30 protein-coding genes are annotated in these 24,704 nt (G+C 71.7%); 17 read left to right on the top strand and 13 right to left on the bottom strand.

Features of this window, described 5'->3' with window-relative positions; genetic code table 11:
• Window positions 1–22: 22 nt before the first annotated feature.
• Window positions 23–646 carry an RraA family protein gene (locus ABZ016_RS29775; protein WP_356919783.1) on the top strand — a complete coding sequence of 208 codons (624 nt, stop codon included), beginning with the start codon at window positions 23–25 and terminating at the stop codon, window positions 644–646.
• Between the two features lie 16 nt (window positions 647–662).
• Here the strand turns inward: ABZ016_RS29775 and ABZ016_RS29770 are convergent, their stop codons facing one another.
• The 3 genes from ABZ016_RS29770 to ABZ016_RS29760 all read right to left on the bottom strand — a co-directional run bounded on the left by ABZ016_RS29770 (window position 663) and on the right by ABZ016_RS29760 (window position 3,050).
• Window positions 663–1,844 carry a GDSL-type esterase/lipase family protein gene (locus ABZ016_RS29770; protein ID WP_356919782.1) on the bottom strand — a complete coding sequence of 394 codons (1,182 nt, stop codon included), beginning with the start codon at window positions 1,842–1,844 and terminating at the stop codon, window positions 663–665.
• Between the two features lie 5 nt (window positions 1,845–1,849).
• On the bottom strand, window positions 1,850–2,437 hold the full coding sequence (locus tag ABZ016_RS29765) for a WHG domain-containing protein (RefSeq protein WP_356919781.1): 588 nt from the start codon (window positions 2,435–2,437) through the stop codon (window positions 1,850–1,852).
• 82 nt (window positions 2,438–2,519) lie between these two features.
• Complete coding sequence (locus ABZ016_RS29760) at window positions 2,520–3,050, bottom strand: DUF2269 domain-containing protein (RefSeq protein ID WP_356919780.1); 531 nt, start codon at window positions 3,048–3,050, stop codon at window positions 2,520–2,522.
• A 110-nt stretch (window positions 3,051–3,160) separates the two neighbouring features.
• Here ABZ016_RS29760 and ABZ016_RS29755 point away from each other — a divergent pair, with 110 nt between their 5' ends.
• Window positions 3,161–3,814 carry a class I SAM-dependent methyltransferase gene (locus tag ABZ016_RS29755; protein WP_356919779.1) on the top strand — a complete coding sequence of 218 codons (654 nt, stop codon included), beginning with the start codon at window positions 3,161–3,163 and terminating at the stop codon, window positions 3,812–3,814.
• 24 nt (window positions 3,815–3,838) lie between these two features.
• Here ABZ016_RS29755 and ABZ016_RS29750 read toward each other — a convergent pair whose 3' ends face one another.
• Window positions 3,839–4,573 (bottom strand): hypothetical protein, encoded by a 735-nt coding sequence (locus ABZ016_RS29750; protein WP_356919778.1) that lies wholly within the window; start codon window positions 4,571–4,573, stop codon window positions 3,839–3,841.
• An 86-nt stretch (window positions 4,574–4,659) separates the two neighbouring features.
• Between ABZ016_RS29750 and ABZ016_RS29745 the strand changes: the two genes are divergently transcribed.
• Together ABZ016_RS29745 and ABZ016_RS29740 are read left to right on the top strand one after the other, a co-directional pair.
• Window positions 4,660–5,208, top strand: coding sequence for a DUF6817 domain-containing protein (locus tag ABZ016_RS29745; protein ID WP_356919777.1), 549 nt, complete (start codon window positions 4,660–4,662; stop codon window positions 5,206–5,208).
• A complete protein-coding gene (locus ABZ016_RS29740) occupies window positions 5,205–5,561 on the top strand; it encodes a VOC family protein (RefSeq protein ID WP_356919776.1) in 357 nt (118 codons plus the stop codon). The genes ABZ016_RS29745 and ABZ016_RS29740 overlap by 4 nt, the downstream gene beginning before the upstream one ends.
• A 20-nt stretch (window positions 5,562–5,581) precedes the next feature.
• On the opposite strand, the gene ABZ016_RS29735 is transcribed toward ABZ016_RS29740, so the two are convergent.
• Window positions 5,582–5,851 carry a winged helix-turn-helix domain-containing protein gene (locus ABZ016_RS29735; RefSeq protein ID WP_356919775.1) on the bottom strand — a complete coding sequence of 90 codons (270 nt, stop codon included), beginning with the start codon at window positions 5,849–5,851 and terminating at the stop codon, window positions 5,582–5,584.
• A 181-nt stretch (window positions 5,852–6,032) separates the two neighbouring features.
• Here ABZ016_RS29735 and ABZ016_RS29730 point away from each other — a divergent pair, with 181 nt between their 5' ends.
• The 3 genes from ABZ016_RS29730 (at window position 6,033) to ABZ016_RS29720 (ending at window position 7,823) form a co-directional block, all read left to right on the top strand.
• Complete coding sequence (locus tag ABZ016_RS29730) at window positions 6,033–6,299, top strand: hypothetical protein (protein ID WP_356919774.1); 267 nt, start codon at window positions 6,033–6,035, stop codon at window positions 6,297–6,299.
• On the top strand, window positions 6,299–6,643 hold the full coding sequence (locus ABZ016_RS29725) for a hypothetical protein (protein ID WP_356919773.1): 345 nt from the start codon (window positions 6,299–6,301) through the stop codon (window positions 6,641–6,643). Before ABZ016_RS29730 ends, ABZ016_RS29725 begins: the two co-directional genes overlap by 1 nt.
• Before the next feature lie 307 nt (window positions 6,644–6,950).
• On the top strand, window positions 6,951–7,823 hold the full coding sequence (locus ABZ016_RS29720) for a universal stress protein (RefSeq protein WP_356919772.1): 873 nt from the start codon (window positions 6,951–6,953) through the stop codon (window positions 7,821–7,823).
• Between the two features lie 106 nt (window positions 7,824–7,929).
• On the opposite strand, the gene ABZ016_RS29715 is transcribed toward ABZ016_RS29720, so the two are convergent.
• Window positions 7,930–8,355 carry a hypothetical protein gene (locus ABZ016_RS29715; RefSeq protein WP_356919771.1) on the bottom strand — a complete coding sequence of 142 codons (426 nt, stop codon included), beginning with the start codon at window positions 8,353–8,355 and terminating at the stop codon, window positions 7,930–7,932.
• A gap of 75 nt (window positions 8,356–8,430) precedes the next feature.
• On the opposite strand from ABZ016_RS29715, the gene ABZ016_RS29710 reads away from it, so the two are divergent.
• From ABZ016_RS29710 to ABZ016_RS29695, 4 genes are all read left to right on the top strand, one after another.
• Window positions 8,431–9,054 (top strand): TetR/AcrR family transcriptional regulator, encoded by a 624-nt coding sequence (locus tag ABZ016_RS29710; RefSeq protein WP_356919770.1) that lies wholly within the window; start codon window positions 8,431–8,433, stop codon window positions 9,052–9,054.
• A gap of 97 nt (window positions 9,055–9,151) precedes the next feature.
• Window positions 9,152–9,733 carry a helix-turn-helix transcriptional regulator gene (locus ABZ016_RS29705; RefSeq protein ID WP_356919769.1) on the top strand — a complete coding sequence of 194 codons (582 nt, stop codon included), beginning with the start codon at window positions 9,152–9,154 and terminating at the stop codon, window positions 9,731–9,733.
• Window positions 9,734–9,819: 86 nt separating this feature from the next.
• Window positions 9,820–10,590: a hypothetical protein gene (locus ABZ016_RS29700; protein WP_356919768.1), complete on the top strand. Its 771-nt coding sequence runs from the start codon at window positions 9,820–9,822 to the stop codon at window positions 10,588–10,590.
• A gap of 114 nt (window positions 10,591–10,704) precedes the next feature.
• The gene (locus tag ABZ016_RS29695; protein WP_078507033.1) at window positions 10,705–11,037 is read left to right on the top strand and encodes a DUF2516 family protein; all 333 of its coding nucleotides are present in this window, start codon (window positions 10,705–10,707) and stop codon (window positions 11,035–11,037) included.
• A 26-nt stretch (window positions 11,038–11,063) separates the two neighbouring features.
• On the opposite strand, the gene ABZ016_RS29690 is transcribed toward ABZ016_RS29695, so the two are convergent.
• The 4 genes from ABZ016_RS29690 to ABZ016_RS29675 all read right to left on the bottom strand — a co-directional run bounded on the left by ABZ016_RS29690 (window position 11,064) and on the right by ABZ016_RS29675 (window position 16,104).
• Window positions 11,064–12,413: a SpoIIE family protein phosphatase gene (locus ABZ016_RS29690; RefSeq protein WP_356919767.1), complete on the bottom strand. Its 1,350-nt coding sequence runs from the start codon at window positions 12,411–12,413 to the stop codon at window positions 11,064–11,066.
• 353 nt (window positions 12,414–12,766) lie between these two features.
• A complete protein-coding gene (locus ABZ016_RS29685) occupies window positions 12,767–13,861 on the bottom strand; it encodes an NlpC/P60 family protein (RefSeq protein WP_356919766.1) in 1,095 nt (364 codons plus the stop codon).
• Window positions 13,862–14,087: 226 nt separating this feature from the next.
• Complete coding sequence (locus ABZ016_RS29680; RefSeq protein ID WP_356919851.1) at window positions 14,088–14,879, bottom strand: class I SAM-dependent methyltransferase; 792 nt, start codon at window positions 14,877–14,879, stop codon at window positions 14,088–14,090.
• Window positions 14,880–15,234: 355 nt separating this feature from the next.
• Window positions 15,235–16,104: a calcium-binding protein gene (locus tag ABZ016_RS29675; protein WP_356919765.1), complete on the bottom strand. Its 870-nt coding sequence runs from the start codon at window positions 16,102–16,104 to the stop codon at window positions 15,235–15,237.
• Between the two features lie 306 nt (window positions 16,105–16,410).
• Here ABZ016_RS29675 and mshA point away from each other — a divergent pair, with 306 nt between their 5' ends.
• The 3 genes from mshA to ABZ016_RS29660 all read left to right on the top strand — a co-directional run bounded on the left by mshA (window position 16,411) and on the right by ABZ016_RS29660 (window position 20,103).
• A complete protein-coding gene (gene mshA, locus ABZ016_RS29670; protein WP_356919764.1) occupies window positions 16,411–17,748 on the top strand; it encodes a D-inositol-3-phosphate glycosyltransferase in 1,338 nt (445 codons plus the stop codon).
• A complete protein-coding gene (locus ABZ016_RS29665) occupies window positions 17,741–18,250 on the top strand; it encodes a YbjN domain-containing protein (RefSeq protein WP_356919763.1) in 510 nt (169 codons plus the stop codon). The genes mshA and ABZ016_RS29665 overlap by 8 nt, the downstream gene beginning before the upstream one ends.
• Before the next feature lie 140 nt (window positions 18,251–18,390).
• Entirely contained in the window at window positions 18,391–20,103 is a 1,713-nt protein-coding gene (locus ABZ016_RS29660; RefSeq protein ID WP_356919762.1) for a glycosyl hydrolase family 28-related protein, read from the top strand.
• Here the strand turns inward: ABZ016_RS29660 and ABZ016_RS29655 are convergent.
• The gene (locus ABZ016_RS29655; protein ID WP_356919761.1) at window positions 20,082–20,918 is read right to left on the bottom strand and encodes an AraC family transcriptional regulator; all 837 of its coding nucleotides are present in this window, start codon (window positions 20,916–20,918) and stop codon (window positions 20,082–20,084) included. The genes ABZ016_RS29660 and ABZ016_RS29655 overlap by 22 nt on opposite strands.
• A 49-nt stretch (window positions 20,919–20,967) precedes the next feature.
• Between ABZ016_RS29655 and ABZ016_RS29650 the strand changes: the two genes are divergently transcribed.
• From ABZ016_RS29650 to ABZ016_RS29640, 3 genes are all read left to right on the top strand, one after another.
• Window positions 20,968–21,405, top strand: coding sequence for a DUF2000 domain-containing protein (locus tag ABZ016_RS29650; protein WP_356919760.1), 438 nt, complete (start codon window positions 20,968–20,970; stop codon window positions 21,403–21,405).
• A 118-nt stretch (window positions 21,406–21,523) separates the two neighbouring features.
• Complete coding sequence (locus ABZ016_RS29645; RefSeq protein ID WP_356919759.1) at window positions 21,524–22,267, top strand: hypothetical protein; 744 nt, start codon at window positions 21,524–21,526, stop codon at window positions 22,265–22,267.
• Window positions 22,268–22,330: 63 nt separating this feature from the next.
• Window positions 22,331–23,353: a hypothetical protein gene (locus ABZ016_RS29640; RefSeq protein WP_356919758.1), complete on the top strand. Its 1,023-nt coding sequence runs from the start codon at window positions 22,331–22,333 to the stop codon at window positions 23,351–23,353.
• A 7-nt stretch (window positions 23,354–23,360) separates the two neighbouring features.
• Here the strand turns inward: ABZ016_RS29640 and ABZ016_RS29635 are convergent, their stop codons facing one another.
• Window positions 23,361–23,780: a nuclear transport factor 2 family protein gene (locus tag ABZ016_RS29635; RefSeq protein ID WP_356919757.1), complete on the bottom strand. Its 420-nt coding sequence runs from the start codon at window positions 23,778–23,780 to the stop codon at window positions 23,361–23,363.
• Window positions 23,781–23,841: 61 nt separating this feature from the next.
• Window positions 23,842–24,339 carry a DUF664 domain-containing protein gene (locus ABZ016_RS29630; protein ID WP_356919756.1) on the bottom strand — a complete coding sequence of 166 codons (498 nt, stop codon included), beginning with the start codon at window positions 24,337–24,339 and terminating at the stop codon, window positions 23,842–23,844.
• Between the last annotated feature and the right edge of the window lie 365 nt (window positions 24,340–24,704).

Below are 24,704 nucleotides of genomic sequence, written 5' to 3'. Positions count from 1 at the left end.
TGTGGGTGGTTGGATGCGTGTCATGGCTGACGTCGACGCGTTCACGGACATACCCACGACCACACTGGCCGACCTGCTGGGCCGCGAGCAGGTCATGGACAGCGGGATCCGGCCGCTGTGGGGGCCGGTGCCGCGCGTGGCCGGACCGGCCTTCACCGTACGGTGCCCGCCCGGCGACAACCTGATGCTGCACGCCGCGATCCACCGGGCCGCCCCCGGCTCGGTCGTCGTCGTGGAGTCGGGCGACCTCGACTACGCGCTGGCCGGCGGCAACGTCTGCGCCGTCGCCCAGCGCCGGGGCGTCGCCGCGTTCGTCGCCGACGGGCTGATCCGCGACCTCGCCGAGGTACGGGAGATGCGCTTCCCGGTGTTCGCCCGCGGGGTCATCCCCATCCCGGGCGGCAAGTCGGCCGTTCGGCCGCTGGGCGAGCGGGTGCGCTGCGGCGGGGTCGCGGTCGACGCGGGTGACGTGGTCGTGGCCGACGAGGAAGGCGTCGTGGTGGTGCCCGGCGCCCGCCGCGAGGAGGTCCGCACCGCCGCCCGCGCCAAGCTGGCCAAGGAGGCCGGGGAGACCCTGGACGACTGGGAGGCGGCGCACCGGGCCCGGATCGACAAGATCCTGGCGGACCAGGGGTTCGAGGGCTGACGGGTGGCGGGCGGCGTTACGGGCGTGGGGCGAAGGGACCGCCCTCGGTGAAGGCCCGCTCGCCGAAGCGTTCGCCGATGCGGCGGTGGGTGGCGGCGTCCGGGTGGACGTTGTCGGGCAGCGGGAGTTCGGCCGCGTCGGACTCGCCGTAGAGCTCCAGGCCGTCGAGGTAGTGGAGGTTCGGGTCGTCGGCGGCGCGCTGCCGCACGATGCGGGACAGCTCCTCGCGGATGACGGCGAGGGTGAGTTTGCCGGTGGGTGTCTCCGCCGGGTCGCCCATGGCGGAGAAGACCAGCCGCCCCTTGCCGATCTCCTCGACGTCGGGGGCGGTGGGCCCGGGCGTCTTCTCGTGGATGGCGCAGTGGATGGGGGAGACGAGCAGCAGCGGGGTGTCGGGGTGCCCCTCGCGGATGGTGTCGAGGAAGCCGTGCACGGCCGGGCCGAAGGTGCGCAGCCGCATCGCGTCCTGGTTGACGATGTTGATGCCCATCTTGACGCTGATCAGGTCGGCCGGGGTGTCCCGCATGGCGCGCGCGGTGAACGGGTCGAGCATCGCGCTGCCGCCCAGGCCGAGGTTGATCAGCTCCACGCCCCCGCGGGCCGCGGCGATCGCGGGCCAGACGGCCGTGGGGCTCGCGGCGTCCGAGCCGTGGCTGATCGAGCTGCCGTGGTGCAGCCACACCCGGCGGCCCCGGTCCGGCGCGGGTGCGACGGGCGCGTCCGTGCGCAGGGCGACCAGCTCGGTGGTCTCGTTGTGCGGCAGCCAGATCTCCACGTCCTTCTCCTCGGCGGGCAGTCCGGTGAAGCGGACGGTGCCGACCGGGCCGGGCGTGAGCTCGCCCTCCCAGGTGGACAGGTCGACGGTGAGGACGTTGCCGCCGGTCCCGGCTGCCTGGCCGGCCGGGCGGCCGTCGATCAGCAGGTCGTACAGGCCGTCCGGGCGCGACGGGAAGCCGGCGTAGTCGCGCTTGGTGCGCAGTGTGTCCAGTTCGACGGCGGTGGCGGCCGTACGGAAGGCCAGCCGTACGCCGGAGGGCTGGGCCTCGGCCATCGCCAGCTGTGGGTTGGTGTTCTGCGCGCGGGCCCGGGCCGGGAGCCGGTGGGGGAGGAGGCCGTGCTCGGTGCGCTCCAGGTCGAGGGCGCCGCGCAGCAGGTCCGCCGTGAGGGGGGTGGTGATCCAGTCGTGCTCGGTGTGCATGGGTGTCAGCCTCGGGGATCGGTAGGGGCCGCGGGCCAGTTCCGCAGCAGCGTGTCGAGGGCTTCGAGGATCCGGGCCCAGGTCTCCTCGGTGTCCGGGGCGCTGTGGCTGAAACCGCCGCCGAGCTCCAGGCTGACGTAGCCGTGGAAGACGCTGCCGAGCAGCCGGACCGCGTGGGTCTGGTCCGGTTCCGTCAGGTCGTAGCCGCGCAGCAGCGCCCGGGTCATCTGCGCGTGCCGGACACCGGCGCTCGCGGCCGCGGTCCGCGGGTTGAGCCGCAGCTGGGCGGCGGCGTAGCGGCCGGGGTGTTCCCGGGCGTAGTCGCGGTAGACGTTCGCGAGCGCGGCCAGGGCGTCCTTGCCGGCCCGGCCGGCCAGGGCCTCGGCGGCCCGGTCGGCCATTTCGGTGAGCGCGAGCAGCGCGATGCGGGTCTTGAGGTCCTGGGAGTTCTTCACGTGCGAGTACAGGCTCGCGACCTTGACGTCGAACCGGCGGGCCAGCGCCGAGACGGTGACCTGGTCGAAGCCGACCTCGTCGGCGAGTTCGGCGCCCGCCTCGGTCAGACGATCCGGCGTGAGTCCCACGCGTGCCATAAGGATCCTCCCTCTTGCCTGAAGAGAGTGTGCATCTTCCTAATGCTTTTAGGCAAGTGGCAAGTGGCTTAGGCAGACACCCTCAGACACTCTCGGGTGCCCGTCGTGCGGACGCCCGCAGGCGCCTCCCCCTCCGGGTCAGCCCCCAGGGCTTGAGAACGGAGATCACGGTCATGAAGGTGTAGGCCGACAGTGAGACGCTCGGCCCCATCAGCACGTCGTGGGTCTCGGGCAGCGGTCCGCCCGCGGCGACCGCGGCGACCGCGGAGTTCACGGCGGGGCGCAGGGCGAACGCCGTGGCGGCGGTCGTGGCGAGGGACAGCCAGAACTTCGTGTACACCCAGCGGTACCGTGCGAGCCCCCAGGGCGTGCCCAGCGACAGGACCAGCCCGCTGGCGAGCGTGAGGAACGCGACGGGGAGCAGCAGCCAGTCGGCGAAGAGCTTCATGGCCCGCGCGGACGCCTCCACGGTCACGGCGGACCCGGTGACGGCCGCGGTGATGCCGAGCGCGAGCAGCCCGAGCGTGAGCCCGAGCCAGCTCGCGGAGGCGGTGACATGGGCGACGAGAAGGGCCCGGCGGACGGGGCGGCTCAGCTTCGGGTTCGGCTTCACGCTGTCACCGTGCCGGGGGAGGGGCGGTGCGGGCGTCTTACGGCGGGAGTAAACCGGTGTACTGGCGTCGGAGTACGAGGCGTGTCAGTGCCGTCGGCTAACTTCCCGCCATGACCGAGCCGCCCCACGTCACCGCCGCCCGCGAGTCCTACGACACCGTCGCCGCCGACTACGCCCGACTCGTCAAGGAGCCGGCCGAGCTGGACCCGGTGTCCCGCGCGATGCTGGCGACCTTCGCCGAGCTGGTACGGCCCCCTCACCCGGGGCCGGTCGCCGACCTGGGCTGCGGTCCCGGCAAGGTGACGGCCCACCTGGCCGCCCTGGGAGTGCGGGTGTTCGGCGTGGACGTCTCGCCGAGGATGGTCGAGCTGGCGCGGACGGCGTACCCGGAGCTCCGTTTCGGTGTCGGCTCGATGACCGCGCTGGACATCGGCTCCGGCGAACTCGGCGGCATCCTGGCGTACTACTCCACCCACCACACCCCACCGCAGTGGCTGCCGACCGTGTTCGCGGAGTTCCACCGCACCCTCGCCCCCGGCGGCGTGCTGATGCTGGCAGGCCACGTGGGCGACGACGAACACCTGCGCCCGACCCATGCCTACGGCGGCCATCCGGTGTCCTACGAGTCGTACCTCCTGCCCCCGGACCGGATCGCCGAACTCCTCCACCGGGCCGGGCTGGTCGTCTCCGCGCGCACGGTGCAGGAGCCCGAGGAGGGGGCCAGGAGGCAGGCCGGCACGTTCCTGGCGTACAAGCCGCGGTAGAGGCCGACCCGGGCCGCTCGGGGGCTACCCCTCGTGCAGCCAGACCCGGAGCGGGCCGACCTGCTCGAAGCCGTGCCGGAGGGCCGCCGCCAGATCGTCGCCGTGTTCGTAACCGACCACGGCCAGGGTGGGAAAGAGCCGTCCGAGCACATGCGGCAGAGCCGACCAGGCCGCGTCCGGTTCGTGGCCGTCCCGAGCGAAGACGTTGGACACCCCGACCGCCTGCCCGCTGCGCGTCACCACCGCTCCGGCAACGACACGGCCGCCGCGCGCGGGCCGCCCTGAGAGCACGTAGGTCCCGGGGTCGGCGAGCAGCCCGGCCCGGAACAGGCCCGCGTCCTCACCTCCGTCCGCCCAGGCCAGCGCCCAGGCGCGCAGCGCGTCCGGATCGCCCACCACGTCCCATGAGAGACCCGACGCCTCCTCCGCGGTGTGGGGCGCCGCCGCGCCCGCCGGACGGTGGATCCACCGCGCGTCGAACAACACCCGGAACCCCGCCCCCGTCAGATCGAGATCGGCGAAGCTGTCCTTCACCGAGGCGCCGGGCGACGTCGTGTCGATCCCTGCCACGAGCGCGTTCCGGTCGGCACCCGGCGCCAGCGTCACCGCCTCGGGGTAGTACGCCGGCGTCCGCCCCGCGGCGACCCACGCCTCGCGCCCGAACTCCTCCGCCACGCCATGAGCCCGGCACATCGCCGCACACCACTCGGCGTTGTTACGGGCGGCGGAGCGGACCAGGGCTTGCTGCGGAGTCGTCACGAGCGCGATCAAATCGATGGCCGACCCGGTCCGTCCAACGATTTGATGGGTGCCGACCTCTGGCACTGCTGGAAGGACTCCACCCCGTGCCCGTTTCCCTTGCGGCCTCCGGCCCGGCCGTCGCGCTGCTGCGTGAGCTCGGCGCCGCGGACATCGCCCATCCGGGCGGCACCCTCATCGCCCATCTCCAGCGCGTACAGCGGCAACTCGCCGCATGGGACGCCCGCCCGGCCCTCCAACTCGCGGGACTGTGCCACGCGTTCTACGGAACCGACGGCTTCCCCGGCGCACTGCTGCCCCTGGACCGACGCAGCGAACTCGTGGCGGTGACAGGCGCCGAGGCCGAGGAACTGGTGTACCTGTACGCCTCCTGCGATCGCGGGGCCACCTATCCGACGCTCGCCGACACCGACGGGCCCTTTCACGACCGGTTCACCGGCCTGAGCCACACCCCGGAGCCGCGGTCACGGCGGGACTTCGCCGAGCTCACGGCCGCCAACGAACTCGACCTCGCCCGCACCGACCCCGCCTTCCGCGACCAGTGGGGCCCCGACCTCCTCAGCCTCTTCACCCGCATCCGGCCTCTGCTGAGCCAACCTGCCTGGTCGGACTGTCAGGAGGTGCTCGGGGGATGAAGCTGAGCGCGATCACTCTGGACTGCGCCGACACGCAGGCGCTCGCGACGTTCTACCAGCAGGCCACCGGGCTCGAACTCCATCCGAAGTCCAACGCCGAGTTCGCCTCTCTGGGCGGCGAGGGCGGTATCTCCCTCAGCTTCCAGCGCGTCGACGACTACCACCCACCGAGCTGGCCCGACCAGGAGGTGCCTCAGCAGCTGCATTGCTGCTTCAGGGTCGAGGACCTGGAGGAGGCCGAGGCACGACTGGTGGGGCTGGGTGCGGGCAGGCCTGAGTATCAGCCGAACGTGGAGAAGTGGCGGGTCCTCACGGACCCGGCGGGGCACCCCTTCTGCATCGTCGGAGGCTGAACGACAACGCGCGGGCTCCTTCAGGCGTTCGGTTCGCTCTCCTCGGGGGCGTCGCCGACGGGCTCCGGCATCCCGATGACGTACGTACCCTTCGCCGGCAGGGTGGCGACGAGCCCTCGTTTGCGGAGTTCGACGACGGCGCGACGCACGGTGCCGATGCTCACGCTGTACAGATCGGTCATGGCGCGCTCGCCGGGCAGCGCGGCGCCCTGCGGCAGCTTGCCTGACGCAATGTCCGCGGAGATGGCGTCGGCGAGTTTCACGTACTCGTAGCGCGGAAGCTCGGTCATCCCCTCACCGTGCCGCAGCCCTACGCATGCTGCAGGAGTAGAACGCGTCCCACAGCGGTGGGACGCTGTAGAACTCAGAGGGGTGCAGGGGGACGCAGTTGCGGTATGGTCGAAATGACAAGACCCCGGCGAGGTGGCTAGACCTCCCGGGGCACGGCCAACGCTGACAAGGAACGTCGACATGCACGACCTTATCTCCCGCGCACTCACATGGCTGCGGCTCCTCTTCGCCCCGGGCACCGGCAAACGACGCCGCTGCCTCCGCTGCTCCCCACACCTTCGCCTCGCTCCCGCACGCCGTCTTCCCGAGCCCCAGCCCTCACACCTCCCACGTCACCGGTCCCCCTACGGCCTCCCCACCCGACTCGACGGCACCGCCTCCACCCTCGTCCGCCCCTACCTCGTGGCCCACGAACACCTCGTCGGCGAGCAGACGGTGGCCGCTTGATGGACCACGTAGACGGCACAACCGCCCCCCGGCTCCTGCCCTGGCTCTCCCCGGACGGCAAGCCCTGCTACCTGATCACCGGGAACGGCGGCGGCTACCTCTCCCGTCTGGCTGACGAACTGGAGGACCTCCAGATGACCACCGGCACCGATGTGCTCGGTCTGGCCCGCAGGGTGCTGGAGGACCCCGAGTCGCCCTGCACCGAGGTCCGCTACGCCGGCCTGCGTCTCGCCGAGTGCCTGACCGACGCCCTGCGCGTCGCAGAGTCCCGCGGTATGCGCCTGCCCGCGCCGGACACCGAGGACACTGCAGGTGGCGACGGCGCCCGAGGGCAACTCACGTAGAACGCAGGGAGCGGAGAAGGAGTTAACCCGCCAGACGGCGAAGTGCCGCAGCACGCGGCGGACGGCAGCCATGCCCGCGTAGCCATCGAGGATCTTCCTCCCAAGCCCCGCACCAGACCGATCACGCCTGCTGCATGACCTCTCGTGTCCTGTCCTCCCTAGGTCCACATGCGCGCCGCAGGGGATTGGTGTACTCCTCGAAGGGAGAGAAACACACCACGATCGGCCCGCCGGCGACGTCCGGACGGCTCGCCCCCGGACTCGTTCACCGTCATGTCCAGCTTCGTACGAGACGGAGGCCGCCGCCATGCAACCAGTCGTCACCGTGGGCCTCGACGGCTCACCAGAGAGCCTCACCGCCGCCCGCTGGGCCGCCGACGAGGCCGAGAAGCGCAAGCTCACCCTGCGGCTGCTGCACGCGTGGCCGATGCTGGTGCCGGAACCGGCCCGCGGGCCCTCCGAAGTCGACCAGAACTACTGGGCGAAGCGTCTGGTCCACACCGCGCAGTCGGAGCTGCAGACACGCCATCCGGGCCTGACGGTCGTGGGCAGCCTGGTCGCCGAGGACGCCCGGGAGGCCCTGCTGCGGGCGGCATCGGATTCCGAGATGCTCGTGCTCGGCTCCCGGAGGCTGGAGACCTTCTCGAGCTACTTCCTGGGCGACGTCAGCCTCCCGGTCGTGGCACGCGCCGGCCGGCCCGTCGTCGTGGTCCGCACGGCCCCGGGAAAGGAGCACCCGCCTCCGGCGACCGCGAGCCGCGTGGTCGTGGCGGTGGAACCGCGCGGGTCCAGCGACGAGTTGCTCGACTTCGCCTTCCACACCGCCGCCGCACGGGGCGTCCCGCTGCTGGCCGTCCTCGGCCGCAGCGTGCCGCTCCACGCGCGCACACCCTGGGGTGTGGACCACGACGCCACGGAGGAGATGACGAGGAACGGCCAGAAGGAACTGGGCAGGGCGCTCCGCCCCTGGCAGGAGAAGTACCCGGGGGTGGACGTGTCCGACAGTGTCCGTCTCACGAGCCCCGCCAAGGCCGTCGTGCAGGCCACCGAGGACGCCGGGCTGCTGGTCGTCGGCCGGCGCGTGCACCGGCACCCGCACTCGGGGCCGCTGCTGAGCCACGTCGCCCACGCCGTCCTCCACCACGGACGCTGCCCCGTGGCTGTCGTCCCCCATGCCTGAGTCCGACTCACCGCCCCTCACAACCCGCCGCACCGTCCCGTCACAGCACGACATGAGTCAGCCCCGCCGCGCCTTCGGGATCGCGACTCACTTCTGAAGCCCGCCGTCAGCGGGCGGCGCCCTCCGTGTGAGGAGCTGAGTCCAACCGCGTGGGGGCCGCGGCGACCAGCAGCGCGGCGAACAGGACGGGGGCGGCTGTCTGGTACCCCATCCACACTTCACCCCCGGCGCTGCTGCCCTGCCGCGCCACCATGAAGCCGGTCAGGGCCGTCAGCACCCAGCCACTGTCGTAGGCGATCATGAGCTGCGTGTAGGTGCGCATCGACCGGCTGCGCGTGTATCCGATCTCGATACCGCCGCCGATCAGCAGGGCCGCGCCTGCGGCGACCATCAGCCAGGCCGGCGTGCCGAGTAACCGGCCGAGCGGGGCAGCGCCGGCGATGCAGACGGCGGCGAGCAGCACCTTGAAGGCGCCATCGGCGATGACCCCCACCGTCCGGCGGGTGACTCGCGATGCCACGACCTGGGTCATGAGTGTCCTCCTTGAAGTGCAACTCGTGCGTACCCGATTCCGTAATGAGATTACGGTAATAATCAAATTATGAGAATGACGAGAGCAGAGGCCAAGGAACGCAACCGCCGGGCCTTGCTGGACGCTGCGTTCCAGGTCGTTTCCCGGGACGGTTACCGGGCGAGGCTCGATGAGATCGCCGAACGCGCCGACCTGACGACCGGCGCCATCTACTCACTGTTCGGAAGCAAGAACGGCCTGGTGGTCGCCCTGGTCGCCGACTACCTGCGGCCGTACTACGAGGAGATCGAGCAGGCGGTTCCCGCCGGACTTGATCTACTGGAAGCGGTCGACGCCTTCGCCCGGTACTACCGGCGCAGTTGTGATGCCGCGGACGCGCTGCCCGGCCTGTCGCTCCAGATCACCTTGCTGGACATGGCCCTGCACGACCCGGAGCTGGGGGCGCAGCTCGCCACGTCCATCCGGGCGCAGGAGGACCATCTGATCGCGCTGTTCACCGGAAGGCCGCACAACGGAAGCGCCGTGACATCGCACCAGGCGCAACGCCTGACCACCGCGCTCAGGGCACTGTTCGTCGGTCTCGGTCAGGGCGTCCCGCTCGGTCTTGCCCCTGGCGCCGACGAGCAGTACTTCGCCGACGTCGCCCGCGCTCTGGCATCCGGGATGTTCCTCATCGATCACGATGCGGATGCTTCGTGATGGGCGGTCAGGTGCGCCCCTCTGCCGTACGGGTGGCGTGGCGCACTATTGCAAGCAGGTGCTTGCAATAGTTAGCGGGGTGTTGCACTGTGGAGGCATGGCAACCCTGAACGTCGGCAATCTCGGTGACTACCTGCGCGAGCAGCGGCGCAACGCGCAGCTGTCGCTGCGGCAGCTCGCCGACGCCGCGGGGGTGTCCAATCCGTACCTGAGCCAGATCGAGCGCGGGCTGCGCAAGCCGAGCGCGGAGGTGTTGCAGCAGGTCGCCAAGGCCCTGCGGATCTCCGCCGAGACGTTGTACGTCCGGGCCGGCATCCTCGACGCCGAGCGGGACCGGGACGAGGTCGAGACGCGTGCCGTGATACTCGCGGACCCGACGCTGAACGAGCGGCAGAAGCAGGTGCTGCTCCAGATCTACGAGTCCTTCCGCAAGGAGAACGGGTTCGGGACGGGGGACGGGGACGCGGACGTCGACATGGCCGCACCGGACAGAGTCCTCGGCAGTGCGACCGGCGGTGCCGCCGGCGCCCGTGCCGAGATACGTCCGACCCTCGCGGTCGACGACGGCGCCCCACCGGCCCGTCGTCCCCGCAGCACCGACGGCGGTACGTCCGCCACCCGCCGCACCCGCAAGGACAGCGGCCGCACTGACACCGACCCGCAGCAGACGGCCGGCTGAGCCGGACCAGGGCACCGGCCGCCCGCCGCGGATCACACAACCCTCAGCCGAACTCAAGCGAGACAGAATCCGGGAGGACCATCACCATGGCCATCACCGACGACCTGCGCAAGACCCTCAGCGACCCGACCCCGCTTTACTTCGCCGCAGGTACCGCCGACCTCGCCTTCCAGCAGGCCAAGAAGGTCCCGGCCCTGGTGGAGCAGCTGCGCAACGAGGCCCCGGCGCGGTTCGAGGCCGTGCGCAACACCGACACCAAGGCCGTGCAGGAGAAGGCGTCCGCCCGTGCCAAGGAGGCCTCCGCCCGCGTCCGCGAGACGCAGGAGACGCTCCAGAACAAGGTCACCGGGTTCCTCGGGTCCCTCGACACCGACATCAAGAAGCTCGGCAGCAACCTCGACGCGGACCTGAAGAAGTTCGGCGAGAACGCCCAGGACTTCGCGCTGCGCGGGGTCGGCGTGGCCGCCGAGTACGCCGTCAAGGCGCGGGAGACCTACGAGAAGGTCGCCGAGCACGGTGAGCAGGCCGTGCGCACCTGGCGCGGCGAGGCCGCCGAGGGCATCGAGGACGTCGCCGAGAGCGTCGAGGAGCTGGCCGTGGCCGTCGAGCCGAAGGCGCAGCCGAAGTCCCAGCCGGTCGAGGTCAAGGAGGAGCCGGCGAAGCCCGCCGCTGCCTCCGCTGCCGTGCCGAAGCCGACGCCCGCCAAGCCGGCGCCCGCCGCCAAGAAGGCCCCGGCGGCGCGCAAGCCCGCCAACGGCAAGACCACGGCGCCCAGCGCCAAGACCACGACCCCCGGCAGCAAGCCCGCCACCAACGGCAAGGCCACCGCCAAGAAGACCACCCCGCCGGCGAAGTAGGACGGCGGAAGGCGGAGAGCGACATCGGGCCGGGCACCCTGGGGGTGTCCGGCCCGTTGTACGGGTACGGTGACCGCGTAGGACGAGCCGAGTCTGGTGGTGGACGTTGTGCTGATGCAGGGCTTCGCAGGGTTGATGTGGCTTCTGAGCATGGCCCTGATCGTTTTCAGTGGCTTCGCGTTGATCGACGCCGCTGTGCGCCGGGAGGACGCCTACCGCGCGGCCGACAAGAAGACCAAACCGTTCTGGCTGATCGTCCTGGGCATCGCCTTCGTGGTGAACCTGCTCTTCCCGATCCTGTCGTTCCTGCCGATCATCGGGCTCATCGCGACGATCGTGTACATGGTCGACGTACGCCCCGCCATCCGCGCGCTCCCCGGCGGTGGCCGCAGCCACCGCGGCTCCAGCAGCGACGGTCCGTACGGGCCGTGGAACGGCGGCCGGTAAACGCCCCCTCCGGCAGGCCCAGGGAGCTACGGCACCCGGTCCAGCAGCAGTACCGCCACGTCGTCCGTCAGCTCGCCACCGTTGAGGTCGCGCACCTCGTTCACCGCCGCCCGCAGCAGCGCCTCGCCCCGCAGTCCCGCGGCGAACTGGCGGCGGACCATCTCCGTCATGCCGTCCTGGCCGAGCCGTTCCCGGCCCTGGCCGATGCGGCCCTCGATCAGGCCGTCGGTGTAGAGCATCAGGCTCCACTCGGCGCCCAGCTCCACCTGCATCCGAGGCCAGCGCGCGCCCGGCAGCAGTCCGAGGGCCGGACCGTTGTTGTCGTACGGCAGCAGGCGGGCCGGTTTGCCCGGGCGGGCCAGCAGCGGTGAGGGGTGCCCGGCCAGGCACAGGCCGGCGCGGCGGCCGTCCGGCGCGATGTCCACCGTGCACAGGGTCGCGAAGATCTCGTCGTCGGCCCGCTCGTGCTCCAGCACTTGCTGCAGCGTGTTCAGCAGCTCGTCACCGCACAGTCCCGCCAGCGTCAGCGCGCGCCACGCGATCCGCAGCTCCACACCGAGCGCGGCCTCGTCCGGGCCGTGACCGCAGACGTCACCGATCATGGCGTGCACGGTGCCGTCCGGCGTGCGCACGACGTCGTAGAAGTCGCCGCCGAGCAGGGCGCGCGAGCGGCCCGGGCGATAGCGGGCGGCGAACCGGAGCGGGGAGCCGTCCAGCAGCGGCGTCGGCAGCAGACCTCGCTCCAGGCGACGGTTCTCCTGGGCGCGCAGCCGGCCCTCGGCGAGGCGGCGCTCGGCCGACTCGGAGCGCTTTCGTTCCACGGCGTAGCGGATCGCGCGGCTCAGCAGCCGGCCGTCCAGCTCGTCGCGGAAGAGGTAGTCCTGGGCGCCGACGCGTACCGCCTCCGCGCCGCGCTCGGCGTCGCCCGAGGCGGTCAGCGCGAGGACGGCGTGCCGGGGCGCGATCTCCAGCACGTGCCTGAGCACGGCGAGCTCGTCGTCGGTGTCGCCACGGCCGGGCGCCGGCAGCGCGAGGTCCAGCAGGATGCAGTGGACGTCGTCGGTCAGCAGCCGCCCGGCCTCGGTCAGGTTGCGGGCCGTGCGGACGCGGATCGGCTTGCCTGCCTGGTCCAGCATGTCCGGCACGATCGGCGAACCGGCCGGGTCGTCCTCGATCAGCAGCAGCGTCAGGTTGGTGTGGCTGGTGGTGCTCTCCACCTTCTCCGTGGTGTTCCCGGCGGTGTCCGGCGTGCGCGGGGCCGTGGCCGAGACGTCCGTCACGGAGTCCTCGGCCGGGCCGCCGCACGGGGACGCGGCCTGCGCCTGACCACTCTCCACGGCCGGGATCGCTCTCTGCCGCGGTATGGGTACGGGCATCGTCTTGGGTTCCTTCCCTCCCCCCGAGGGCACGGTGGGGCGAGGGACCTCGACCCACCGACGGGGACCATAGCGGGTGTCGGCGCCGCATTGGAATGGTGTGAGCCACGCCGCTGCGCCATCGGCCAGCGTCATATGCCGCGATATGTGCAGCAGTTGGACAAGGCCGGGATGCTGCGGGGATGACGAACGTCACGCCCTCGCATGGTCCGGCCGAGGTTCGGGGTGGGGCGGGTCACGTGTTCCAGGTCACCGCACGACTCGCCGCGTCCGGTTCGCCGCTGCGAGCGCCGCGACATGTTGTCCGATATCCGATATCCGGTGTTCGCTCAGCGGGTGCGAGCGGCACGGGATCAGTCGGAGCCGGCCTCCGCGTCCGGCCGTACCACCCCGAGTATGGGCATCGACCCGGCCCCCGCGATCGTCACCGTACGCCCGGGCCGCGGGGCGTGCACGATCGCCCCGTCGCCGACGTACATCGCGACATGGCTGGCGTCGTCGAAGTAGATGATGAGGTCGCCGGGCCGCATGTCCCGGACGTCGATGTGGCGCAGCCGCTTCCACTGCTCCTGCGAGGTGCGCGGGATGCCGCGGCCCGCGGAGATCCAGGCCTGTGAGGTCAGCCCGGAGCAGTCGTAGGTCTTCGGCCCCTCGGCGCCCCACTGGTACGGCTTGCCGATCTGGGCCGTGGCGTACGCGACGGCCTTCTTGCCCTGCTCGGTCGCCTTGCCGCTGATGTCGTCGAGGATGCCGGAGCCGAGCCAGGCGGTCTGTGCCTTGTCTGCGGCCTCCTTCTCCAGCTCGGCGAGACGCTTCTGCTCCTCCTTCCGCAGCTGGGACTCGACCTTCTCGGCCTGCGCGATCTGCTTCTCGATCTTCTTCTGCGCGGCGGCCTTGGCCTTGCGGCCCGCCTCCAGCTTCTTCCACTGAGCGGAGGCGTCCTTCGCGTACTGCTTCAAGTCCTGCTGCGTGCGGGTCAGTTCGCCGAGCAGTCCCTTGGTCGCGTGCTGGCCCTGGCGGACCCGGCCCACTCCTTCGAGGAACTCCTGCGGATCGTCGCTCAGCATCAGGTGGGCCTCGGGCGGCAGTCCGCCACCGCGGTACTGGGAGGCCGCCGCGGCACCCGCCCGGGTCTTCAACTCGTCGAGCCGCTCCTGCCCCTTGACGATCTTCTTGGCCAGTTCGACGATCTCGGCGGACTGCTTGTCGGCCTTCTCCTCGGCGGCGTTGTACTCGTCGGTGGCACGGGCCGCCGCGCGGTAGAGCTTGTCGAGCTTCTCGCGTACGGCCTCGAGATCCTTGCTGGGAGCGGGCGCCGGGCTCGCGCTCGGCGTCGGTGTGGGACTCGGGCTCGGACTCGCGAACGCCGTGCCCGGCGCCGCCAGCACGGTGATCGCACAGACCACCGTCACGGCCGTCGCGATCAGGCCCCGCTTGCCCCTGCCCATACTTCAGCCCCCAACTGATTAACCGTCAGTAACATCCGGTCGTCCGGGGATGCTGCCACGTCGGCCCGCAAAACGACAGGGGTAGTGCTTCCCGCCGTTCCCTCCCAGGTATGCCTCCGGCATGACGATCTCCCCGCCTGTGTGACGAACAACTCAAAGAGATCGTTCCCGGCGGCCCATGTCGACCGGCCACGCCGGGAGGTCAGCCGGTCGGCGGGTCAACCGGTCAGCACCGCGGCGCCAACGCCTCCCACCGCACCGTCACTTCGCCCTGCCGCCACCGCACCGGCCCGTCCACCACCGGCCAGTCGGCCGTCAGGTCCCGCACCGCACGGATCCAGCGCTGGCGGGCGCCGTAGGAGGCGTAGGGCGCGGCGGCCGCCCAGGCGCGGTCGAAGTCGCGCAGGAAGGCGTGCACCGGTTCGCCCGGGACGTTGCGGTGGATCAGCGCCTTCGGCAGGCGTTCGGCCAGGTCCGAGGGGCGCTCCAGGGAGCCGAGCCGGGTCGCGAAGGTGACCGTGCGCGGGCCCTCCGGGCCGAGCGCGACCCAGACGTGCCGGCGCCCGATCTCGTCGCAGGTCCCCTCGACCAGCAGCCCGCCGCGCGACCCGGTCGCCGGATCGGCCGGCGCGAGCCGGGCGCACAACCGCGCCCACACGTCCGCGACCTCGCCCTCCTCGTACTGCCGCAGCACGTTCGCCGCCCGGACGAGCACGGGGCGCTGCGGGATCGGGATCTCGAACCCGCCGTGCCGGAAGACGAGCCCCGCCCGCTCGTACGGCAGCGCCGCCGCGACCCGGGCCGGCTCGATCTCCACGCCCACCACGCGCGCGCGGGGAGCGACCGTACGGAGGCGGTGCAGCAGCTCGACGGCTGTCCAGGGGGCGGCGCCGTACCCGAGGTCGACCGCCACCGGGTCGGCGGCACGGCGCAGCTCCGCGCCGTGGGCGGCCGCGATCCAGCGGTCCATACGGCGCAGCCGGTTGGGGTTGGTCGTCCCGCGCGTCACCGTTCCCACGACGGGGGCCGCCGCGCTCGGGCGAGGCCGAGAGCGGGGGCGGGTCGCCGGGCGGGATGTCATGCGTACGAGGGTAGGCGGCCCCGCCGACCCGAGGACGCACACCGGCCGAGGCGACCGCGAGCCGGGCGCGGGCCGGGCGAGGCCCGGGCGCTGGCCGAACGCGGCCCGGGCGCGGGTGTGGATCCGCGGCTCTCGGCCGGGCTGCCAGGCCGGTCATCGCCGCCCGGCTCCGGGCCAGGTTCCGGTGCCTCCCAAGCATGATCAGTAACCCGCCCGGGCACGCGCGCGATCACCTGCCCGGGGAACCGCACGAGCGACCGCCCGCCCGAGCGGCCCCCGGCAGGTGAGTCCCTCAGTCCTGGCGGACGATGTTCCGGCCCGGGCCGCCGGAAAGGGTGTCCGCGCCCGGCCCGCCGTACAGCTCGTCGTCGCCGCTGTTCCCCCAGATCCGGTCGGCGCCGCTGTTCCCGTACAGGATGTCGTTGCCGCGGCCGCCGTACAGCTCGTCGTCGCCGGCCCCGCCGTAGACCGTGTCGGCGCCGTCGTCGGCGCGCAGGATCTGGTCGCCGTCGCCGCCGCGGAGGGTGTCGTCGCCGGGGCCGCCGTCCACGATCTCGCCGCCGCCGGCGGCGGCGAGGGTGTCGTCGCCGTCACCGCCCCCGGCGTACCCCAGGGCGCCCACCGTGATGATGTCGTCGCCCGCGCCGCCCCGGACGGAGGTGCCGTCGACCCGGCTGCCGGTCGCGCCGGTCCACCTGTCGTCGCCGTCGCCCAGCTCGATCGAGTTGAAGTAGTAGACCTGGTCGGTGGCGTTGTCGAAGGAGGCGGTGTCGGCGCCGTCGGCCAGGTCCATCTCCAGGGAGTTGAGCGGGGACTGGCTCTCCGGGGCCTCGACCGTGCAGGAGATCCGGGTGAGGTCCGCGCTGTCGGGGTGGTCGCAGCCGTTCCCGGTGTCGATCGGGACGACGTCGTCGATGACGTACGTGAACCGCGAGCGGTCGCCGGTGTACGACTGGGTGATGCTCACCTTGTTGGCCTGCCCGGGGGCGGCCGTGTAGGTGAGGTGCCAGCCGTACTCGTTCACCGCGGCGGTGGCCGTCGGCGCCGCGGCACCGGCCGGACCGGCCAGGGCGATCGGAACGGCCAGGGCTGTGCCGAGAACGGGCATCAGGATCGATGCGGCACGTAACCGCCGGGGGCGGCTGACGAGGCGAGAGGGCATGGCGAACCTCCGTGAGGCAGTTGTGGGTCCCTTCGTGGTCTGTGACAGGCGCGGCGGGTGCCCGGTTGTCCGCTCACCGGAGTCGTCAGACCGAGTTCACCTGCTGGTCACGCTCCCGGAGTCGCTGGTCACGCTCCCGGAGCCGACGCGCAGGGGCACTTTCCGGCCTCGAACGGTTGAGCGAGGAGCGGTAATGATTCGGTAAAAGTCGCGAATCGGGAAATGGAGCGCCCCGTTCCGATGTTTGCGCTCTGGAGGGCACGTGCGCCCTGCGACAGGCATGCCCGGAGCGAGGAGGAACGCCACGTGAGCCAGTACATCGGCAGGCTCGGGCGGCGCTCCGCGTCCGCTCCCGCGCGCCTGAGGCTGCACCGCAGGCCCCGCCGGGTGGCCATGCTCTCCGTGCACACCTCCCCGCTCCACCAGCCGGGCACCGGCGACGCCGGCGGCATGAACGTCTACATCGTGGAACTCGCGCAGCGCCTCGCCGCGATCAACGTCGAGGTGGAGATCTTCACGCGCGCGACCGCCGCCGCCCTCCCGCCGACCGTCGAACTCGCCCCCGGCGTCCTCGTCCGGCACATCGACGCCGGCCCCTACGAGGGCCTCAACAAGGAGGACCTCCCCGCCCAGCTGTGCGCCTTCACGCACGGCGTCATGCAGGCCTGGGCCGGTCACCGCCCCGGCCACTACGACCTGGTCCACTCCCACTACTGGCTCTCCGGCCACGTCGGCTGGCTCGCCGCCCAGCGCTGGGGCGTCCCCCTGGTGCACGCGATGCACACCATGGCCAAGGTCAAGAACGCCAACCTGGCCGACGGCGACACCCCCGAACCCGCCGCCCGCGTCATCGGCGAGACCCAGATCGTCGCCGCCGCCGACCGGCTCATCGCCAACACCACCGAAGAGGCCGACGAACTGGTACGGCACTACGCCGCCGAGACCGACAAGGTCGCCGTGGTCCACCCCGGCGTGAACCTCAGCCGCTTCTCGCCCGCCGACGGCCGCGCCGCCGCCCGGGCCCGTCTCGGCCTGCCCCAGGACGCCCTGATCCCGCTCTTCGCGGGCCGCATCCAGCCCCTGAAGGCCCCCGACGTGCTGCTGCGGGCCGTCGCCGTCCTCCTCGACGAACGCCCCGAACTGCGCTCCCGCATCCTCGTCCCCGTCGTCGGCGGCCCCAGCGGCAGCGGCCTCGCCAAGCCGGAGGGCCTGCAGAAGCTGGCCGCCCGCCTCGGCATCGCGGACGTCGTACGGTTCCGCCCGCCGGTCGGCCAGGAACAGCTGGTGGACTGGTTCCGCGCCGCGTCCGTCCTGGTCATGCCCTCCTACAGCGAGTCCTTCGGCCTGGTCGCCATAGAGGCCCAGGCGGCGGGCACCCCGGTGCTCGCCGCATCGGTCGGCGGCCTGCCGGTCGCCGTGCGCGACGGACACACGGGCTTTCTCGTGCAGGGCCACGACCCCGCCGCGTACGCGCGCGTGCTCGGCGACTTCGCCGACGACCCGCAGCTGGCCCCCCGGCTCGGCGCGCAGGCCGCCCGCCACGCCCAGTCCTTCGGCTGGGACACCGCGGCCGCCGCCACCGCGGACGTCTACACGGCCGCGATGCAGGCACACCGCCGTCGCGTACGCTCGCAGCATGGGTGAAACCGATCAGCAACAGCGCGCGGCGCAGGTCGTCGAGGGAGCGCTGAAGGACGCCGAGCTGGAGTGGGAGAGCCCCGAACCGGGCGCCTATGTCGCGCAGCTGCCCGGCACCCGCAAGCTGAAGACGACGGTCTCCCTGATCGTCGGCCGCCACTCCCTCTCGCTGAACGCCTTCGTCATCCGCCACCCCGACGAGAACGAGCAGGGCGTCCACCGCTGGCTCCTGGAGCGCAACCTCAAGCTCTATGGCGTGAGTTACGCCGTCGACCAGCACGGCGACGTCTACGTCACCGGCCGCCTCTCCCTGTCCGCCGTCACCGCCGACGAGATCGACCGCCTGCTCGGCCAGGTCCTGGAGGCCTCCGACGGCGCCTTCAACACCCTGCTGGAGCTGGGCTTCGCCTCGGCGATCCGCAAGGAGTACGAGTGGCGGGTGGCGCGCGGTGAATCGACGCGGAACCTGGATGCGTTCAGCCACCTGACCCAGCGGCCCGCAGGCTGACTTCAGGTCCGTACCAAGACGTTTGACCCAACTCCTGCGCGCCCTCTTTTCGGCGTAGGGGTCCCGTGGCATGCTCACCAACTGACGCAGTTCTGAACGTCGTTCACATCCATGACGAGCCGCATGGAGGGCGTACGGACATGGGCAATGCGCATCTCACCAGACGGGCCCTGCTCGGCGGGACCACGGCCGTGGCGCTCGGCGCGATAACGGGAACGACGACAGGCACGGCACAGGCGGCCCCTGCCAAAGGCCCTTCAGGCCTTTCTGGCCTTTCTGGCCCTTCAGTGCCTTCAGTGCCTTCCCTCTGGCGCGAGTTCACCGGACATCCCTTCACTCACCCGCAGATCCCCTTCGTCGGCCGGGCCGGTCACCACGGTGGAGCCCGCCGCTTCCCGCGCCGCCCCGTCGTGGCCGACGTCCGCGACTTCGGTGCCGTGGCGAACGGCACGACCGACTCCGCCCCCGCGATCAACCGCGCCGTCGCCGCCGCCGGAAGGGCCGGCGGCGGCACGGTCACCATCCCGCCCGGCACGTTCCGTATCGACGACGTGATCCGCGTCGGCCACTCCAACGTGGTCCTGCGCGGCGCCGGAAGCGGCCGTACGACACTCCTCGCGACCAAGAACCTCACCGAACTGATCGGCGTCTACGGCTCCCGCTACGGCGGCGACAAGTCCTCCTGGTCCTGGGCGGGCGGCCTGATCTGGCTGGCCCCCGAGGCCCGTTGGGACTCCCTCGTCGCCGCGATCAGGGCGAAGTCCTGGCCGTTCGAGGGCTGGACGGGCAACCGGCGCGACGAGTGGCGCACGCTCACGACCCTCGCCCCGGCACGCCAGGGGTCCTGGACGGTGACGGTCCAGGACCCCTCGGCACTGCGCCCCGGCGCTCTGGTCCTCCTCCGCCTCGCCGACGACGCCGGCCACACGCTGCTGGAGCACATGTCCGGCGGCGGCCCCGGCCCCGAGGCGTACACCTGGGACGACAAGACGAAACTGACCTCGTACGTCCCCTACGAGTGGCCGGTGCGCATCACCCGCGTCCGAGGCCGCCAGGCCACCCTCGAACGCCCCCTCCCGCTCGATCTACGCCCCGAGTGGGACCCCAGACTGACCACCCATGTAAAGGAGTTGACCGGATCGGGCGTGGAGGGACTGACCCTTCAGGCCGTGGAGACCCCGCAACAGCCGCACCTCCTCGACAAGGGCCACAACGGCGTCGTCCTCCAGTGCGCCTACGACTGCTGGGCCGACGACGTCACCGTCCGCCACGTCGACAACGGCTTCGGCCTCGTGGCCGCCTCCGCCTGCACGCTCCGGCACACGCGCGTGGCGGGCCGAGGAGTCCACCACCCGTACTTCTGCCGCGAGGGCTCGCACGACAACCTGATCGACGACTTCACGATCGAGGCCCGCACGACCCCCGCCCCCGCCGGCACCCAGCTCCACGGCATCAACGTGGAGGGCCTGTCCTCCCACAACGTCTGGTCACGCGGCGACATGCGGATGGGCACCTTCGACAGCCACCGAGGCCTGCCCTTCGCCAACGTCCGCACCGACATCACCGTCCACAACGACGGCCGCCACGGCGGCGACGCCAGTGCCGGGCCACTGTTCGGCGCGCGCTTCACCCACTGGAACATCCGGGTGACCAACGGCCGCGCGGGCATGATCCGCCTCGACGGCCTCGCCCCCCACTCCGCGACCGTGGGCCTCAACGAGGTCACCGAGTTCGACCAGATCGACGTACCGGACTTCCCCGGTGACCTGCACTCCCGCCTGGAGCTGTACGGCACGACGGACGCCGTACGGCCGCGCAATCTCCACGACGCTCAGCGCGCGCTGCTGCGATAGCGCCCCGGCGGCACACCCACCAGCTTCCGGAAGTGCCGGGTGAGATGCGACTGGTCGCAGAACCCGGTCGCCACCGCCACGTCCCCCGGTGAGCGTCCCTCGAGGAGCAGCCGCCGGGCGCGCCCCACGCGCAGGGACGTCAGGTACTGGTGCGGGGCGATGCCGTATGCCGTGCTGAACGCCCGTACGAGATGGGCGGGATGGGCGCCGAGCAGCCCGGCGGCCTCCCGCAGCGCGACGCCCTCGACGACCCGCTCGTCGAGGAGCTCCCGCAACCGCCGCGCCAGGACGGGATCGGCGGGACGGGGCACGGCACCGTCGTTCCGCAGATGTCCGCGCAGCCGCTCCCCGACGAACAGCAGCCTGCTCTCGGCCTCCAGCTCCTCACCGGGCCGCACCAGCGCGCCGTGGAGCTGCCCGACGCGGCGCCGCAGCAGCGGATCGCGCAGATCGGGGCGGTCGACGGCGGCCCCGATGAGCTCGTCCCCGAGATACGTCCCGTCGAGATACAGCACCCGCTTGCGGAAGCCCTCCGTGCTGACCGGGGAGCCGTTGTGCGGCACGTGCGGCGGCAGCAGCGACACGGTGTCGTGCGGGGTGCCGTGCTCGTGCCGGTCGAGGTCGTACCGCACGGCGCCGGTGTCGACGATCAGCAGCGTCCAGGCCTCGTGGACGTGCATCGGATACGTGTACTCGGTGAAACGGGCGTGGAAGACCTCGACGACACCGGCGACGGGGGGCCGCCAGGCGGAGACGCTCCTGGAGGACCCGGAGGAGGAGCCGGAGGAGGACTCGGCGAGGGGCTCTGCGGCCATGCAAAGAACGTACAAGACCCGGGCGGGACCTGCCGGGCACGCTCGGATCATGAACACCGCATCACCCCTGGAGCCGATCCGCTTCGACACGAAGATCGCCGTACTGCTGCGCGCGGACCTGGAGCCGTGGCAGCGCCTCAACGTGACGTCGTTCCTGGTCAGTGGCCTCGGAACGCAGATCCCCGAGGTGGTCGGCGAGCCGTACGAGGACGCGGACGGCGTCCCCTACCTGCCGATGTTCCGCCAGCCGGTCCTCGTCTTCGAGGCCACCAAGGAAACCCTGACCACGGCCCACACCCGGGCCCTGTCCCGCTCCCTGCCCCGCTCGGTCTTCACCTCCGACCTGTTCGGCACGGGCAACGACCGCGACAACCGGGCTGCGGTACGGGCGGTGCCGACGGCGGAGCTGGACCTGGTCGGCCTCGCGGTCTACGGCCCGAAGAACGCGGTCGACAAGGTGGTGAAGGGGGCGCGGATGCACCCTTGAGGGCTCCTGGCGGCTGAGGGCTCCTTGCAGCGCGCGGTCCCCGAGGGACGACCAAAGTCGCGGACGAGTAGACCAACGGCTGACGACGGAGCATGTCGTTCCGGCCGAGACTCGCTCCATGGAGGACGCGAGGCACGTGGACATGGGCAAGCGACCCGATCCGCCGACGGGCGGTCCGGCCACGGAGCTGGCCGAATCGGCCTGGGCGATCACCCTCTTCTGCACAGGGGTGGGCGCCGGCATCGGCGCCGTGCTCCCGATCCTCGCCCGCTGGCTGCTGTCCCTGCCGTGGGCACCGCTGGAAGGCCCGGCCGAGCTGCTGACGTCGGTCCCGGAACCCGCTCTCACCCTCGGCACGGTCGCGGTGGGCGCGCTCGGCGGCCTGCTGCTGGGCCTGACCGCCGTGCACGAGTCGCTGTCGGTCCGCATCTCCGACACCCACGTGACCCTCACCGTCAGGGACACGACGCGGGAGCTCGCCCGTGAGGAGATCGCAGCGCTCTTCAGGGACGGCAAGCATCTCGTGGTGCTGGCCCCGGACGGCCTGGAACTGGCCCGGGAGCACTGCGGTCTGCCCTGGCGCCGCCTCACGGAGGCGCTCGCCGAGCACGGCTACGGCTGGGCGGCGGAGGACCCGTACCGTGCCGAGTTCCGCCGCTGGGTCCCCGGCATCCCCGGCCTGCCCGAGGGCGCGGACGCCCTGCTGAGGGCACGCGCACAGGCCCGGAAGCACGAGGACGGCGCCGATGACGCCCGGGAGTTGCGCGAGGAGCTGCTGCGGCTGGGGGTGGTCGTACGGGACGAGGGCGGGCGGCAGTACTGGCGGTCGGTGCGGCGGGGTCGACGTGACGGGTCGACATGACGGGTCGACGTAAGGGCGTGGGCCGCGCGGGCACCGATGGCTAGACTCCGCGCGGAGGTTCCCGTGGCAAAGGCCCGAATACCTGGCTTAATCGCTCCGCTCGCGCTGCTCGTCGCCCTGTCGGTGACAGCAGGGTGTGCCGACCGAGCACCGGACGCGTCGCCGGACCGAAGCCCGGCCGTATCGGCACCACGTCCGGCCATCCATCTCGGGGAGAAAGACTCACTGGTCCCCGGCGGCCCGCCGCTCCCCTTCCGCGTCTCCGTCGAGGGCCGCCTCACCGACGCACAGGCGGCACAACGCGTACTGGGGCTCTTCATCGGTCTGTCCCCCGACCGGCTCCAGGTCCGTGAAGACGGCGCCTGGCACGACGTACCGCTCCAGTGGACCAACGAGCAGGACGACAACGGGGAGTTCGTCGCCGTACTGCCCCTCGCGCACCACGGCAAGGCCCGGACGGCCTTCGACTTCCGGCTGTTCACCGCCGACAGGGAGCGCGGCTCCGGCGAAGGCCGGACCTCCACCGTCGCCGCGCAACTGGCCCGGAAGGGCTGGACACCAAGCGCCCACGCGGCGGCATCGGCACCGCGGCTCCGGCTGCCGATCGACCCCACGCACCTCGCCCTCGAGGTGCCGGACGTACTCAGGGCGACGGAGGGCGGCCCGCCTGTGGAGTGGAAGGTGCGGGTCCGTAACGCGGCGGGCAAGCTCACCCGCTCCGGCCTGCGCATCGCGATCACCCTCGGCCCCGGTGCTCCCGGCCAGTCAGTCCGCGGCCTTCCCTGGTCGGTCGAGGACAAGCGGGACCAGGGGGACAAGGGAGATCAGAAGGGCAAGGGGGACAAGGACCGCTGGGCCGACCTGACCGGCCGGACGCACATCGAGACGGACGAGTTCGCCCTCGCGCCCGGCCAGTCCCGAACGGTCCGCGTCCGCCTGGCACTGCCACCTGCCGCGCCCGCCTACAGCGAGGTCGGCGCGGTGCTGTCCGCGGCGGTCACGGCCCCTTGGTGGCCGTCCGATCCGGAGGAACCCTCGGGCGTCTCCGGCGACCCGGAGTCCACGAACGTCCTGGTCGAGCGGTAGGACGTGGTCACCGAGCACAGGCCTCGGCGATCGAGAGGCTGTTCTCGTAGAGGTGGTGCCGGGTGATCCGCCCGTCCTCGACGGTGAGCCGCAGGGCGAACGGCCCCTCGAAGGACTTCCCGGTCGCCCGCACGGTCCCCGACAGATGTCCCGTGAGGACGGCGTCGTTCCCGTCCACGAGAAAGGCGTCGACGGAGGCACGGGCCTCCTCCGGAACGGTGTGCTCCATCAACTCGTCGAACTGCGCGGCACATTCGGCGGCGGTGGACCGCGGCCGGATCCACGGCACCCCCGGATTCTCGGCGAGCACCCAGTCGACCTCGTCGGCGAAGAGCGCGGTGAGTCCGGCGGTGTCCCCGGCGAGACGGAGCTCGAGGAACTTCTGAACGGTGGCGCGGGTCGCGTCCGCAGTGGTGGCAGGCGTCATGAGGCCAAGGTTGTCCGGACACCGTAGGAGCGTCGATTACCTCACGGGTAAGGGAGCCTGCTCACTGCCCGACCCGGCCGTCGATCCGCTCCCGCAGGAGGTCGGCGTGGCCGCAGTGGCGTGCGTACTCCGCGATCTGCGCGAGCAGGACGTCGCGGAGCAGGAGTCGGCCGCCCGGTTCTGGGCCGAGCTCGGAGAAGCCGGTGTTCGTGGCGGCGAGATCGGTGGCCCCGTCCAGGTACCGGTCGGTCCGCTCCACTTCGGTCCGCCACTGCCGCCATGCCTCGTCCACGACCGCCTGGTCGGCGACCGCCCCGGTCCAGTCCCCGTCGCGGTCCTCGTCGGTCCGGTACAGCTGCCCGGCGTCCAGGCCCGCGCACTTCATCTCCAGGGTGAGCCGAAAGTGCCGCAGACAGTCGAGCAACGCCCCACGCTCGTCGACGACTTCGGCATCGGTCTCGCGAGGATCGTCGCCCGGGTCCACCCACATGTCGGGGTAGACGCTCGCCCGCGTCCACCGAGTCACCGCCGCATCACTGGTGTGCTCGTCCGAGGCCATGGGGGCATGGTGGACGGGCATGAAAAGTTCCGCCACGAATTCCGCCCCCCCCAGCTGATCCGTTCAGTCCTGGGCCACCTCGCCGGGTGCTGACCAGCTCAGGTTTGTGGAACTGAGGCCGGGAATCGGCGCCGCCCCAGTGATGACGGTGTCTCAGCCTCCGCTTGGCACATTGCGGACGTCGATGGCCCAGGGGACCAGGACCGTCCCTCTTGCCACCCGCAAGGGGGCCACTTGCGCACAGACAGCAGCGCCTGCCGCTGGATGATCGAGCAGGGTTCCGCCTGGCTGCACCGCTTCCGACGCCTGAGCCCGCGGCGGCCCCGGGTTGCCCGGGCCGCAGCCCCAAGCGAACCTGGGAGAGA

The organism is Streptomyces sp. NPDC006372, assembly GCF_040612515.1.
Taxonomy (GTDB): Bacteria; Actinomycetota; Actinomycetes; order Streptomycetales; family Streptomycetaceae; genus Streptomyces.
The sequence above is the reverse complement of the archived record's forward strand: the minus strand, read 5'-3'. Positions and strand labels throughout refer to the sequence as shown.

Bases quoted from the DNA above. Each gene is read 5' to 3' on its own strand.
- ABZ016_RS29775 (WP_356919783.1), top strand. From the start codon at position 23: ATGGCTGACGTCGACGCGTTCACGGACATACCCACGACCACACTGGCC.
- ABZ016_RS29770 (WP_356919782.1), bottom strand. From the start codon at position 1,844: ATGCACACCGAGCACGACTGGATCACCACCCCCCTCACGGCGGACCTG.
- ABZ016_RS29765 (WP_356919781.1), bottom strand. From the start codon at position 2,437: ATGGCACGCGTGGGACTCACGCCGGATCGTCTGACCGAGGCGGGCGCC.
- ABZ016_RS29755 (WP_356919779.1), top strand. From the start codon at position 3,161: ATGACCGAGCCGCCCCACGTCACCGCCGCCCGCGAGTCCTACGACACC.
- ABZ016_RS29740 (WP_356919776.1), top strand. From the start codon at position 5,205: ATGAAGCTGAGCGCGATCACTCTGGACTGCGCCGACACGCAGGCGCTC.
- ABZ016_RS29735 (WP_356919775.1), bottom strand. From the start codon at position 5,851: ATGACCGAGCTTCCGCGCTACGAGTACGTGAAACTCGCCGACGCCATC.
- ABZ016_RS29730 (WP_356919774.1), top strand. From the start codon at position 6,033: ATGCACGACCTTATCTCCCGCGCACTCACATGGCTGCGGCTCCTCTTC.
- ABZ016_RS29725 (WP_356919773.1), top strand. From the start codon at position 6,299: ATGGACCACGTAGACGGCACAACCGCCCCCCGGCTCCTGCCCTGGCTC.
- ABZ016_RS29720 (WP_356919772.1), top strand. From the start codon at position 6,951: ATGCAACCAGTCGTCACCGTGGGCCTCGACGGCTCACCAGAGAGCCTC.
- ABZ016_RS29715 (WP_356919771.1), bottom strand. From the start codon at position 8,355: ATGACCCAGGTCGTGGCATCGCGAGTCACCCGCCGGACGGTGGGGGTC.
- ABZ016_RS29710 (WP_356919770.1), top strand. From the start codon at position 8,431: ATGACGAGAGCAGAGGCCAAGGAACGCAACCGCCGGGCCTTGCTGGAC.
- ABZ016_RS29705 (WP_356919769.1), top strand. From the start codon at position 9,152: ATGGCAACCCTGAACGTCGGCAATCTCGGTGACTACCTGCGCGAGCAG.
- ABZ016_RS29700 (WP_356919768.1), top strand. From the start codon at position 9,820: ATGGCCATCACCGACGACCTGCGCAAGACCCTCAGCGACCCGACCCCG.
- ABZ016_RS29695 (WP_078507033.1), top strand. From the start codon at position 10,705: ATGCAGGGCTTCGCAGGGTTGATGTGGCTTCTGAGCATGGCCCTGATC.
- ABZ016_RS29690 (WP_356919767.1), bottom strand. From the start codon at position 12,413: ATGCCCGTACCCATACCGCGGCAGAGAGCGATCCCGGCCGTGGAGAGT.
- ABZ016_RS29685 (WP_356919766.1), bottom strand. From the start codon at position 13,861: ATGGGCAGGGGCAAGCGGGGCCTGATCGCGACGGCCGTGACGGTGGTC.
- ABZ016_RS29675 (WP_356919765.1), bottom strand. From the start codon at position 16,104: ATGCCCTCTCGCCTCGTCAGCCGCCCCCGGCGGTTACGTGCCGCATCG.
- ABZ016_RS29665 (WP_356919763.1), top strand. From the start codon at position 17,741: ATGGGTGAAACCGATCAGCAACAGCGCGCGGCGCAGGTCGTCGAGGGA.
- ABZ016_RS29660 (WP_356919762.1), top strand. From the start codon at position 18,391: ATGGGCAATGCGCATCTCACCAGACGGGCCCTGCTCGGCGGGACCACG.
- ABZ016_RS29655 (WP_356919761.1), bottom strand. From the start codon at position 20,918: ATGGCCGCAGAGCCCCTCGCCGAGTCCTCCTCCGGCTCCTCCTCCGGG.
- ABZ016_RS29650 (WP_356919760.1), top strand. From the start codon at position 20,968: ATGAACACCGCATCACCCCTGGAGCCGATCCGCTTCGACACGAAGATC.
- ABZ016_RS29645 (WP_356919759.1), top strand. From the start codon at position 21,524: ATGGAGGACGCGAGGCACGTGGACATGGGCAAGCGACCCGATCCGCCG.
- ABZ016_RS29635 (WP_356919757.1), bottom strand. From the start codon at position 23,780: ATGACGCCTGCCACCACTGCGGACGCGACCCGCGCCACCGTTCAGAAG.
- ABZ016_RS29630 (WP_356919756.1), bottom strand. From the start codon at position 24,339: ATGGCCTCGGACGAGCACACCAGTGATGCGGCGGTGACTCGGTGGACG.